This window comes from Pedobacter frigidisoli, assembly GCF_004331675.1.
Lineage (GTDB): Bacteria > Bacteroidota > Bacteroidia > Sphingobacteriales > Sphingobacteriaceae > Pedobacter > Pedobacter frigidisoli.
Map to the genome: position 1 here is coordinate 1 of NZ_SJSN01000009.1, position 12,761 is coordinate 12,761.

Sequence of the window (12,761 nt, forward strand, 5' to 3'; positions counted from 1 at the left end):
ATATTCTGGAGGATAGATACGGCAACGGTGCGACAATAATAACCTCGCAGCTGCCAGTGGATAACTGGTATAACTTTATAGATGAACCCACACTTGCAGATGCAATTATGGACAGGCTGTCAGCATCTGCTCACAGAATTGCACTTACGGGCAAATCCATGAGAAATAAAAAAAATCATTAAGTTTACAGAATATCGCTTTGTCCAAAAAGTGATATGGTTAAAAAGTTAGTGCTAAAGCCAGAACCAAACTGGTGCACTATGCCTCGGAATGTGGTGTACTTTGTTCGGAATAATCAGCTCAACAAGATATCTTAAGTTTCTAAGGTGGTAAAAATCCCTTATGCTCATTTTTTGATTATGATTTTTATGAAATTGTCATTTCTGAGGCACGAAGCAATCTTCATAATTACATCCTTATTTCCACCAACTAAAACTTCTGACTTCAGTCTTCTGACTCCGGACTTTTTCCCTTATCTTTGCGCCAACATGAGTGATAACAGGTACAATCAGCGTGGCGTTTCTGCCTCAAAAGAAGATGTGCATAATGCCATCAAAAATATCGACAAAGGAATTTTCCCAAAAGCTTTTTGCAAAATCATCCCTGATATTTTAGGTGGCGATGATAAATATTGCAACATCATGCATGCCGATGGCGCAGGAACAAAATCATCATTAGCTTACGTTTATTGGAAAGAAACCGGCGATGTTTCCGTTTGGAAAGGAATTGCTCAGGATGCCATCATCATGAATCTCGATGATCTAATCTGCGTTGGCGCTACCGATAACATCTTGTTATCCTCAACAATTGGCCGAAACAAAAATTTAATTCCTGGAGAAGTGATTGCTGCCATAATTAATGGTACCGAAGAAATTCTTTCCGATCTACGCGAACAAGGAATTTCTATTTATTCTACAGGAGGCGAAACTGCAGATGTTGGCGATTTGGTTAGAACAATTATTGTCGATTCTACCGTAACCTGCCGGATGAAACGTGAAGATGTAATCAGTAATGATAACATTAAACCAGGTGATGTGATCGTAGCACTAGCTTCATTCGGACAAGCAAGCTATGAAACAGAATATAACGGCGGCATGGGCTCCAATGGACTTACCTCTGCCCGTCATGATGTATTTGATAAATCTGTAGCCAAAAGCTATCCCGAAAGTTTTGACCCAGCTGTTCAGTTCAATTTAGTTTTCTCGGGCAAAAAGCAGTTGACTGATGAAGTAGAAATCGATGGTTTTGGACCTATAACTGCAGGTAAATTGGTATTGTCACCTACTAGAACTTATGCTCCGGTTATCAAGAAAATATTAAAAAATCACCGCAGCCAAATTAATGGAATTGTACATTGCAGTGGCGGTGCACAAACAAAAGTATTGCATTTCATCAATGATAATATCCACGTCATTAAAGATAACCTATTCCCTATTCCTCCTCTATTTAAGTTGATCCAAGAGCAATCTGGAACAGATTGGAAAGAAATGTATAAGGTATTCAATATGGGGCACCGAATGGAATTATACGTTCCTCAAGAAATTGCAGAAAGTATTTTGGAGATTTCTAAAAGCTTTAATATCGATGCACAGATTATTGGCCGAGTAGAAAAAGGTGAACAAAAACAGGTTACTATCGAAAGTGAGTTTGGAACTTTCATTTATAATTAAGATTCTAATTCAATAAACAGAAAAGCTTTTCGATACACCATCGGGAAGCTTTTTTTGTTTCTGTCAGCAAATCTGCTTTAAATAGTTACCTTCTTTTAGCTTTAATATTTTAAATTAACCATTATCTTGATTTGCTTAAAAAGTCAAAAAGAAATCGACTAATCCGTTTCTTTAAAATCAATACTTCTTTTAACACTTTCCCAAGCTTAATTCAAACCTTACTTTCCTACCCTGTTGCTTTAGCACATTGTAAGAAGCTATATGTCAAACAATCTAATCTTCTTTAAAGCTTTTATTTTAGGTTTAATCTATCTCGCTTATATGTAATTATTTTCCAGATGATATGCTAATAAATCTTTTGTGAAACTGTAACTATAACAAAAAAGCCCCGACTGAGAAGTCGAGGCTTGATTTTTTACGATCTAGGAACCACTATAGAGCGGTTCTTAATCCAAATTCAGAAAGTGGGAAAGTATATTCAGCAAGTGTAACATTAGCAGCATCTTGAGCTACAATGATAATACTTGTACCTCTAGATTGAGATGCAACATTATTATTTACTGTAAAAAGACCTTTACCTATTTGACTTAAGTTAAATGTATAAGTAAGACCCCAAACAATATTACTTGCATTACCATAAGCACCAATTGAGGTTACCGCAGGTGCACCGGTAGCTGGAGCTGCTGTTGCTGTAAGAGATACATTATTTGCAGTGTAAAGTTGTGTTCTAACTGAACTACTCACTGTACTTGCGGTTAATTGAGTATTAGTTAAATAATAAACCGTTAACTTAGGGATTACCTTATTAGGAAAAAGTTTTTCTCCAACAATATAGTTAAGTGTAACAACACTTGTTGCTATTGTTCCTGTTGCTGATATGGCTGTGCCTTTAGTTAACTCGATAGTTGTTGCACCAGGTCCCGATAATTCCTTTTCCGCATTAGGGTCTTTTTTACATGCGCTCATTGATAGAACAATAACACTTGCTATAACCGAAATTTTTGATATAATATTTTTCATTTTTTTCTTTTTGTGGTTAACAATCCTTAGTTGAAATTATAACGTACTCCAAATTGCATGTAGTAAGTAGAAGAAATGGTTTGCGAAGTTCCAAATGTTTCTCTGATAATATCGCCCTGTGTAGCTGCCATTTTAAATGTTGGCTTAGTGACACCGTTAATAGAAGAAACGTTTTGAGGTACCAAAATTGCACCATTACTTGCGTTAACAAAATTCATATTACCCCACTTGCGGTTCAATAAGTTACCAACGTTAAAGATATCAACAGTAAATTGGAAAGAATTTTTAGATTTGCCATAATTTCTGAAAACCTCTTGGGTTAACCTAAAATCAAACTGATTTCTCCAAGGTGATGTAGCAGCATTACGTTCAGCATATTGGCCTTTGTGCTCTCTTAAATATTTATCTTGCTCAATGTAAGCGAAGAAAATATCACTTTGTTCTTGCGCAGTATATGGTTTAGCATAACCCGTATTACCACCACCAGTAGGAATATTCACAAAAGTAATTTCAGATGCATCACGAGGGATGTAAATCAAATCGTTAGTTTGTCCATCGCGGTTAAAATCTGCACTATAAGTATATGAGAATCTTCCTTGTTGTGATCCTGAATAGAATAATGAGAATGATGTAGCTAAGTTTTTAAAGTATTCCTTTCTGTAAGAAATATTAGCAATAACACGATCAGGATTTAAGTTACTTGAATAACTTAAAGTTGGGCTATTAGGGTTTGATGAAGTATATGGGATAGACCATAAGTTTAATAATTGGTCACCACTTCCATCACCATAGTTACGTTGATCTGAACGCGTATAAGCTACCATTGCAGATAATCCACTGCTAAATTGCTTTGTTAATTGCGCAGTTGCTTGCCAATTATATCCACCTTTAGCATTTGTCATTTCTACAACGTTCAATGCTGATGTACCTGTTGCGCTTGGAATACCAGCACTTGTCATATTCACAACTTGTCTTGAAGTCACTGTACTTCCATAAAAAGGCCTGTTATCAGGATAGCCAGTAATAGTCAAAGCTGTTGGTTCTTGTAAGTTTACGTTTTTAGCAACTGCTACGTTAAGATCTTTACCGTAGATACCTTCTAATGTAGCAACTACGCCACCTGGTAATTTAAAATCTACTGCTAAACTTGATTTCCACGTTTGTGGGAATTTAAGATTTGGAGACATTGCGCTAATAGTACCTGGAATACTTGTACCTGCTGCTGGTGCAGCTGTGGTTAAGTTCGGCGCTATGCTTGGATTAAATAATGGAGTATTAACTCCAGAATAAACTTGAGTGTATTGCAACAAACCAGCATCACCAGATTGAGCAACAATCCATACAAATGGAACACGACCTGTAAATATCCCTGAACCACCTCTAACTTGTAATGAACGATCTCCCAACACATCCCAGTTAAATCCGAAACGAGGAGAATAAGTTAATTTTGCATCAGGTAAAACGCCGGTATCAACTTTCTGTCCGTTAGCAAAAGTTTGTGCTGCAACTAAAGGATGTGTTTTAATTTCGCTTACATCTGGGTAAGTTGCTTGCTCAAAACGAATGCCCGCTGTCACTTTTAAACGATCAGAAATTGTAAATTCATCTTGCAAATAAGCTGAATACTGAGCAAATTTAAAGCTTGGATAAGCTTGTGAACCATCTGGAGTTAATGGATAAGTAACCGAGTATTGTAAAGGTCTAGCGTTATTATAAAAATCAGCATAAGAAGCAAAAGTATAAAAACCGGTTCCAAAACGTTGGAAACCATTTTTAGTAGTGCTAAACTCAGCCTGTAAACCCAATGTAATGTTATGTTTACCTAAAGCTAAACTTAAATCATCACTATAAGTATAACCTTTTACATCTCTTAAATTTCCGTAAGTAAATGCTTCGTAACCAAACGTAGTTAATACACTACCTGCTGATGTTCCAGATTGAGTATTGTTCAAGATATCAACCATTGGAAACGGTGAACTATCTGAGGTTCTAGGATCATTTTGGTGTGAGTAAGTTGCTCTCAAAACGTTTGTAATTTTACTTCCGAAGTTTGAGTTCAATTCCGCTACAGCTGAATATAAGTTAGCTGCTTGATAATAGTTAGAGTTAGAAAAGTTTAAACCAGCATTGGTAGCTGTTCCAGATCTTACATTACCATAACCTAAGTTACCAGTTACACCAGAACCAGTCACAGATGTACTTGCTGAACTTGGAGATTTACTTTCTACTTGGTTGTAACGAACACTGAAACGGTGGTTTTTAGTAATATTCCAATCTAAACGAGCAAACATTTTCTCGTTATCGCTAATATTTGAATATCCTTGATACACACCTGGATCGTAACCATATTTAGAAATTAGGTATGATTTTAAATTGTCCAGATCATTTGCTGTAGCTGGTGCCACTGTTGATACTCCACTGTTATATGGTAATGCAGCAGTCGCAGCGATTCTAGTGTTTCCTGGTTCAATTGTATGTTTCTTTTCGTAGTTTACAAAAAAGAATAATTTATCCTTAATAATTGGTCCACCTAAACTGAATCCGTAATTTTTCTCATCTAGCTTTTGAAGAGCACTTATCCTATATGTTTCGCCAATTCTCTTTCCTTGTTGTTCTTCACCACGCATGGTATAAAATGCATTTCCAGAAAAATCATTTGTACCAGAACGTGTAACGGCAGTTACAGAACCACCTGTAAAACCAGATTGACGAACATCATATGGAGTTACATTGATAGAGATTTGCTCCAATGCATCAATTGAAATTGGAGAACCACCAGCAGGGATGTTTTGACCAATACCAAATTGATTGTTGAAGTTAGCACCATCTACAGTAAAGTTGTTCGAACGATAGTTACCACCACCAATTGAAGTTCCATTAGCTTGAGGAGTTAAACGTGTTAAATCGTTTACACTACGGTTAATAGTAGGCAAAGTTTGGATTTGTTGTCTAGTAATCACAGTGTTTGCACCTGTCTTATTAGAATTCATAATAGCATTGCTACTTTGACCAACAATCTTAACTTCTGCTAAGGTTGAACTATTATCTACCAAAGTTAAATTTAATAAATATGGCTCACCTAACTTTAAATAAAGCTCAGTTTGTTTCTCTGGTCTGTAACCTACAAAGCTAACTTCGACGGTGTAAGGACCACCAACACGCATACCACCAATGGTAAAGCGGCCATCGTTGTTGGTTGATACTGAGTAAACAGTTCCAGTTGGTGTATGTGTTGCTTTAACACTTGCACCAGGTAAGGCGCCTTTGGCATCCTTAATTGTTCCTGTCATTGATGATGTGGTTACTTGTGCATTTGCACCAATAGTAATACCTACAAATGCAACAATAACGAGTACTAATCTTAAAAGTAAAGATTTTTTCATACTTTGTTTTTTAATTGTTTTTTGTTGTTGAATAATAATCGGGGATGATTTTATTGGCGCAAATGTACTTAATAATATTTAACACATTTTAACATCCAATGTTAAATTATTATTAACTCGGGCAAAACTTTTCAACATTTAACATTGTTTTATTGCCTTATAACTTTCAGTTTATCAATGCATTGATTAATCAACTAAATATTCCTAAACAAATGAGCATGTTATTTATTATTTAGGCATAGAACTTAAAAGAATACTAGCATTTTCTTAATAATTACATAAAACTAATATTCATAACCAAAAAAAACCTCTATTGTCGTCTATTTGAGAGAAATAAAAACAGATAAACTGTAGTTTTCACTTTTTATATGATCTCATTTGAAAACATCAAAATATAGAAGTATTCAATCATTGTAAATTTTATACACTATATCGATAATCACCTCATCTATTGACATTTTTTTTTTAGTTTTGGCAATTGTTGAGTAACGGTTATTTAACAATAGTAATGTGTATTGATGGGCAACTGTCAATCCGAGATAAATCCACCCATGTGGAGACTTCTTCCCTAGAAGATTACATTATAACAGAACAATTAAAAAGGAAATCTCTTTATAAAGTATGAATTACGACGTTATTGTTTTAGGCAGCGGCCCAGGTGGTTATGTAGCTGCGATCAGAGCTTCTCAATTGGGACTAAAAGTTGCAATTGTTGAGCGTGAATCTTTAGGTGGCATTTGTTTAAATTGGGGTTGTATCCCTACTAAAGCATTATTAAAAAGTGCTCAGGTTTTCGAATATATTAATCATGCTGCTGATTACGGCATCACTACAGCGGGCGCAACTGCCGATTTTGCTGCAGTTGTAAAACGTAGTCGTGGCGTTGCCGATGGCATGAGTAAGGGCGTTCAATTCTTAATGAAGAAAAATAAGATTGACGTTGTGATGGGAACTGGTAAGGTTAAACCAGGAAACAAATTAGAAGTAAAAGGTGCAGATGGTTCTCAACAAGAACTAACAGCTAAAAATATCATTATTGCTACTGGTGCCCGTTCTAGAGAATTACCAAATTTAAAGCAAGACGGTAAAAAAATTATTGGTTATCGCCAGGCAATGGTTTTACCAGAAATGCCTAAAAGCATGGTTGTTGTAGGTTCTGGAGCAATTGGTGTCGAATTTGCTTATTTCTATGCCACAATGGGCACGAAAGTTACCATTGTAGAATTTATGGATAACGTTGTTCCGGTTGAGGATGAAGACGTTTCTAAACAGCTTTTGCGTAGTCTTAAAAAAGTAGGTATCGATATAATGACTTCAGCTTCTGTTGAAGCAGTAGATACAAGCGGTGCAGGTTGCAAAGTTTCAGTAAAAACAGCTTCTGGCATGCAAACTATCGAAGCGGATATCGTACTTTCTGCAGCAGGTATTGTTGCGAATATCGAGAACATTGGTTTAGAGGAAACTGGAATCAAAACTGAAAAAGGAAAAATTGTAACAGATGAATTCTATAATACTTCGGTAAAAGGTTACTACGCAATTGGTGATGTTGTTGGCGGACAAGCACTTGCCCACGTTGCATCTGCAGAAGGAATTATTTGTGTAGAGAAAATCGCTGGTCAACATGTAGAACCATTGGATTACAATAACATTCCAGGATGTACTTATTGCACACCAGAAATTGCATCTGTAGGTTATACCGAAAAAGCTGCAAAAGCCGCTGGTTATGAATTGAAAATTGGCAAGTTCCCATTCTCAGCTTCTGGTAAAGCTGCTGCTGCTGGCGCCAAAGATGGTTTTGTGAAACTAATTTTCGATGCTAAATACGGAGAATTATTAGGTGCTCACATGATAGGAACTAACGTTACCGAAATGATCGCCGAAATTGTAGTTGCCCGTAAATTGGAAACTACTGGTCATGAAATGATAAAATCTGTTCACCCACACCCAACCATGAGCGAAGCAATTATGGAAGCTGCCGCTGATGCCTACGGAGAAGTGATACATTTATAAAATATGTAAGATGGTTGATGGAAAATGGAAATCAACCTAAACTGAAAACCTGTTAATTAAGTTTAACAGGTTTTTTCTATTTTTAGCCAAGTTTACATTACAATTTACATCTTACCTATTCCGTTTTACATCAATATGAAACTTCATACCATAAATACAGGCTTATTTAAACTAGATGGCGGTGCTATGTTTGGCGTTGTACCGAAAGCAATCTGGCAAAAAAGCAATCCTGCCGATGCAAATAACCTTTGTACTTGGGCCATGCGTTGCCTTTTAATTGAGAATGGCAATACTTTAACATTAGTAGATACAGGAATTGGCGACAAACAGGACGAAAAGTTTTTTAGCCACTATTATTTACATGGTGATGATTCTCTGGAAAGCTCACTTGCAAACTTAGGTTTTAACACTGCAGACATTACCGATGTACTTTTAACCCATTTACATTTTGATCATGTTGGGGGAGCAATAGTCCGGGAAAATGAAAAACTAGTTCCAGCTTTTAAAAATGCTATTTATTGGAGTAACGAAAAACATTGGCAATGGGCTATTGAACCAAATGCTCGAGAAAAGGCTTCATTCTTAAAGGAAAATATTTTGCCGATCCAAGAAAGTGGGCAGCTAAAGTTTATTGAAGAGAAAGAAAACGTGGCATGGCGAAAAGACACTAATATCAGCTTTGCTTATGGCCATACAGATGCAATGATGCTCCCTAAAATAAATTATAAGGGAAGAACCATTGTTTACATGGCCGATTTGCTTCCATCGGTAGGGCATTTACCTCTACCCTACGTAATGGCTTATGATATGTTCCCACTAAAAACGTTGACTGAAAAACAGCTATTTTTAGAAGAAGCTGTAAATAACAATTACATATTATACCTAGAACACGATCCAATAAATGAGTGTTGCACACTTCAGCGCACTGAAAAGGGAATTAGGGTTGCGGAAACTTTTAAGTTAACCGACATTTAATGATTCGTAAAGCTAAACCAGCAGATGCAGAAGAAGTTGCGCAATTAATTATTCAGGCGATGGGAAATTTGGCCAATAAATTCAGTAATACCGATGATACTATCGCAACACTTTCCCTCTTTAAATATTTCTTTAGCCAAACGGATAACCAATATAGTTATGAAAACACTTTGGTTTACGAAGAGAATAGTCAAATTTTGGGATCAATAAATGCTTATGATAGAGGAAAACTACTCGAGCTTCGAAAAAATTTTCTAGATCATTTGGCACACCATAACGGTTTGACAAATTTTAATCCAGAGAATGAAACCCAAAGTGGTGAGTTTTATTTGGATACGATTAGTGTTAACCCAAATGCTCAAGGAAAAGGAATTGGCAAACAATTAATTGATGCTGGAATTAATTGGGCTAAAGAACTTGGTCACAATAAAGTTGGGTTATTGGTAGAAATCGACAATGAAAAGGCGTTAAAACTTTACCAGACAAAAGGTTTTGAAATACAGAAGGAGAAAAAATTTATTGGCGGGTTATATTATCACATGATCTACAAATAAGACAGCTCAATGTCAGATCAAAAATTTTTTTCTATTTTTATTTGTATTTAATCTAAATAATGCCAATTTTTGCATCAGATGGAAAAAGCATGTATCGATATTAATGAACTGGTTAACGTATTCTCAAATACCCATGGTTCTGTTTATCAATCAGATAAATTAAACTGCTTCTATGTAGATTTTGGCGGTAAATTTGCCCGCTTCAACTGCATTTCTCTTCAAAAGATAAAAAAAGTTGTAGAACAAATCGATATTGAAGCGCTTCTTCTAAACACAAAAAGAGCCGATTTCGAATTGGTAAGCTTTAATGGTTGCGAACATATCTACCTATTAAATGCCTTAGAAATTGTTGCGCTTAAAGATTTATTACAAGGTGCTTTTACCATGTTTAAATTAAATCACCTAATTAATGATTGTCTTTTTAGATTGGTGTACTAGCCCGATGAACCATTTCAATTATTAATTTTCCTGCTTGATTGTTTAATTATCAATTGCCAAATTAGTAGTTTTAAACTTTTTTTCTCCACTATCTTATTGACTTCCAACCAGTATCGTATGGCGTTATCTGCCATTACTAAACTTATCTCAATTGTTATTTAAACTCATTATAAATAACTTATTATCAGCAATTTAGACTAATTTCATATAGCAAATAGATGCTGCAAATGAACAAATTCGTTTTACATTTGTATTAATATTAAAGCACGAAAAATGAAAGATCTAATGCGTATCAAATGTTTAATATCTCAGGATATTGAAACATTGTTAAATCAGCAAATAAAAAAAGAAGCTCACTCTTCATCACTATACTTATCAATGGCATCTTGGTGTAACCAAAATGGCTACGACTTTTCTGCAGATTATTTCACGAAACAATCTGAGGAAGAAAGAATGCACCAGCTAAAATTGTTTAAATACGTTTTAGATATGGGTGGAAATGCAATTTCTCCAGAAGTTACAGGCATTAAAACAGACTTCGCCGGATTTAGAGAAGTTTTCGAAGATGCCTTGGAAGCGGAGATCGCCATTACGCAAAGCTTTAAAAATCTTGCTTCAAGATGCCACAAGGAAATGGATTTCGTTACCATGGAATTCTTAAACTGGTTCTTAAAAGAGCAACGCGAAGAAGAATACAAAGCCCGTAGAGCACTAGAGTTGTTCGAGGTAATTGGCGAAGAAGGTACTGGAAGATGGGAAATTGACAAGCACGTTAACAAAATCACCTATTCAGAAGATTAGAACAACAGGTAACAAAACATATATTAAAAGGCTATCTTGATTAAAATTGAGATAGCTTTTTTTGTGGGATAACAATTTCGTAAACAGAAAACCCTTAAATAATAAAAGCTTCCTTGGTTACCCTTGGAAGCTTTTGTAGTTTAGGTTGTTTGGTTTATGTTGATTATGAATAAGTCTTAAGAGTTTTATAAAAAAAGCGCCGTTACCAGCGCTTTTTTTAAACCAAATATATAATAATAATTAACGAGCATCACAAAAGTACAAACTTTATTCATAACTGCAAGATTTATTAGCAAATAATTTAAAATAATTTACAAAAACCACTTAAAACTCTATAAATGAGATAAAAAATAATCCATAAATAAATATAAAAATGATTTTTGATCAATTTATTATACAATAATTATCATTTTTCACTTTCAAAATCATACTTTAAACAAATATTTAAGTCTTATGATAGAAAATTTTATAAAAAATTACTTAAATCATCCAAATACTTATGATGAAATGTTCCTAAATAGTGATAACTATAGAAATCACTATTCAAATTTCATCGATAACTTTTCTAAAGAATCTCTCGACAACCTAAACAAAAAGGAAGAATTAGCAAAAAAACTCTTCATGAGTCAAGGCATTACCTTTACTGTTTATGATAGTGGAGAAGGAATTGAGAAGATTTTCCCTTTTGATATTATCCCACGCATCATTACTTCAACCGAATGGTCGTTTATCGAAAAAGGAATTAAACAACGCTTAAAGGCATTAAATCTTTTCTTAAAAGATGTTTACAGCAATCAGTTTATCATTAAGGATCAAATTGTGCCAATAAACGTAATTTATTCTTGTCCTCACTTTTTAAGGGAGATGCATAATGTAAATGTGTTACATGATATTTACATCCACATCGCAGGAATTGATTTGATTAGAGATCATGATGGAACGTTTTATGTGCTGGAAGATAATCTTCGAACCCCATCAGGCGTAAGTTATATGCTCGAGAACAGGGAAATCACCAAAAGATTATTTCCTGATCTGATTCCACAATGCGGCGTTAGGAGTGTCACGGAATATCCTGCAATCCTTTATAAAAACTTAATGGCGCTTTCGCCAAGAGCAGTTTCTAACCCAACAATCGTACTTTTAAGTCCGGGCATGTATAATTCTGCTTATTACGAGCATACCACACTTGCTCGCTTAATGGGCGTAGAATTGGTTGAAGGAAGAGATTTGGTGGTTAAGAACCAAAAAGTCTTTATGAAAACGACTACAGGTTTACAGCAGGTAGATGTAATTTACCGCCGTGTAGATGATGATTATCTTGATCCACTGGTATTTAATCCAAACAGCGTATTAGGCGTTGCAGGTTTAATGGGCGCTTATCGTAAAGGGAATGTAGCCATTGTTAATGCTGTTGGTAATGGTGTTGCGGATGATAAGGCAGTATATACTTATGTGCCAGACATGATTAAGTATTATTTGAACGAAGAGCCCATACTAAAAAATGTTCCAACCTACCAATTAAGTAACCGCGATGAATTGGACTACGTTTTCAAGAACATCAACACCATGGTGATTAAGAAAACCAATGGAAGTGGCGGCTATGGCATGTTAATGGGTTATGCGGCAACCGAAAAAGAAACAGAAGATTATAAACTAGAAATTTTAAAAGATCCACGTAACTTCATTGCACAGCCAACCATTAGCCTCTCCTCCGCCCCATGTTTTATTAATGGAAAATTAGCGCCGCGGAGAATAGATTTGCGACCATTTGCATTAAACGGTCCTGATGGAATTTCGATAGTTCCTGGCGGGCTGACCAGAGTTGCCTTGAAAGAAGGCTCATTGGTGGTAAATAGTTCGCAAGGCGGCGGCAGTAAAGATACATGGGTTTTAACTTCTTAGAATAATAA

General features: G+C 35.4%; 10 protein-coding genes. 8 read left to right on the forward strand and 2 right to left on the reverse strand.

Features of this window, described 5'->3' with window-relative positions; translation table 11 throughout:
- A partial coding sequence (locus EZ449_RS12300; RefSeq protein ID WP_165499751.1) for an ATP-binding protein occupies positions 1-182 on the forward strand: 182 nt, incomplete at its 5' end.
- A gap of 306 nt (positions 183-488) precedes the next feature.
- The gene (locus EZ449_RS12305) at positions 489-1,670 is read left to right on the forward strand and encodes an AIR synthase related protein (protein WP_131559164.1); all 1,182 of its coding nucleotides are present in this window, start codon (positions 489-491) and stop codon (positions 1,668-1,670) included.
- A gap of 432 nt (positions 1,671-2,102) precedes the next feature.
- Here EZ449_RS12305 and EZ449_RS12310 read toward each other — a convergent pair whose 3' ends face one another.
- Positions 2,103-2,690, reverse strand: a complete 588-nt coding sequence (locus tag EZ449_RS12310) for a hypothetical protein (protein WP_131559166.1) — start codon at positions 2,688-2,690, stop codon at positions 2,103-2,105.
- A 26-nt stretch (positions 2,691-2,716) separates the two neighbouring features.
- Positions 2,717-6,073 (reverse strand): TonB-dependent receptor, encoded by a 3,357-nt coding sequence (locus EZ449_RS12315; RefSeq protein ID WP_131559169.1) that lies wholly within the window; start codon positions 6,071-6,073, stop codon positions 2,717-2,719.
- Between the two features lie 621 nt (positions 6,074-6,694).
- Here EZ449_RS12315 and lpdA point away from each other — a divergent pair.
- From lpdA to EZ449_RS12345, 6 genes are all read left to right on the forward strand, one after another.
- Entirely contained in the window at positions 6,695-8,083 is a 1,389-nt protein-coding gene (gene lpdA / locus EZ449_RS12320) for a dihydrolipoyl dehydrogenase (RefSeq protein ID WP_131559171.1), read from the forward strand.
- A gap of 135 nt (positions 8,084-8,218) precedes the next feature.
- Positions 8,219-9,058, forward strand: a complete 840-nt coding sequence (locus EZ449_RS12325; RefSeq protein WP_131559173.1) for an MBL fold metallo-hydrolase — start codon at positions 8,219-8,221, stop codon at positions 9,056-9,058.
- Positions 9,058-9,612, forward strand: a complete 555-nt coding sequence (locus EZ449_RS12330; protein WP_131559175.1) for a GNAT family N-acetyltransferase — start codon at positions 9,058-9,060, stop codon at positions 9,610-9,612. Before EZ449_RS12325 ends, EZ449_RS12330 begins: the two co-directional genes overlap by 1 nt.
- Before the next feature lie 78 nt (positions 9,613-9,690).
- The gene (locus tag EZ449_RS12335; protein ID WP_131559177.1) at positions 9,691-10,050 is read left to right on the forward strand and encodes a hypothetical protein; all 360 of its coding nucleotides are present in this window, start codon (positions 9,691-9,693) and stop codon (positions 10,048-10,050) included.
- Between the two features lie 273 nt (positions 10,051-10,323).
- Positions 10,324-10,851 carry a ferritin gene (locus tag EZ449_RS12340; protein ID WP_131559179.1) on the forward strand — a complete coding sequence of 176 codons (528 nt, stop codon included), beginning with the start codon at positions 10,324-10,326 and terminating at the stop codon, positions 10,849-10,851.
- A 453-nt stretch (positions 10,852-11,304) separates the two neighbouring features.
- A complete protein-coding gene (locus EZ449_RS12345) occupies positions 11,305-12,753 on the forward strand; it encodes a circularly permuted type 2 ATP-grasp protein (protein ID WP_131559181.1) in 1,449 nt (482 codons plus the stop codon).
- Positions 12,754-12,761 lie beyond the last annotated feature (8 nt).

What these genes read in the sequence shown, in the direction of transcription:
- EZ449_RS12305 (WP_131559164.1), top strand. Translation starts at nt 489, where the DNA reads ATGAGTGATAACAGGTACAATCAGCGTGGCGTTTCTGCCTCAAAAGAA.
- EZ449_RS12310 (WP_131559166.1), bottom strand. Translation starts at nt 2,690, where the DNA reads ATGAAAAATATTATATCAAAAATTTCGGTTATAGCAAGTGTTATTGTT.
- EZ449_RS12315 (WP_131559169.1), bottom strand. Translation starts at nt 6,073, where the DNA reads ATGAAAAAATCTTTACTTTTAAGATTAGTACTCGTTATTGTTGCATTT.
- lpdA (WP_131559171.1), top strand. Translation starts at nt 6,695, where the DNA reads ATGAATTACGACGTTATTGTTTTAGGCAGCGGCCCAGGTGGTTATGTA.
- EZ449_RS12325 (WP_131559173.1), top strand. Translation starts at nt 8,219, where the DNA reads ATGAAACTTCATACCATAAATACAGGCTTATTTAAACTAGATGGCGGT.
- EZ449_RS12330 (WP_131559175.1), top strand. Translation starts at nt 9,058, where the DNA reads ATGATTCGTAAAGCTAAACCAGCAGATGCAGAAGAAGTTGCGCAATTA.
- EZ449_RS12335 (WP_131559177.1), top strand. Translation starts at nt 9,691, where the DNA reads ATGGAAAAAGCATGTATCGATATTAATGAACTGGTTAACGTATTCTCA.
- EZ449_RS12340 (WP_131559179.1), top strand. Translation starts at nt 10,324, where the DNA reads ATGAAAGATCTAATGCGTATCAAATGTTTAATATCTCAGGATATTGAA.
- EZ449_RS12345 (WP_131559181.1), top strand. Translation starts at nt 11,305, where the DNA reads ATGATAGAAAATTTTATAAAAAATTACTTAAATCATCCAAATACTTAT.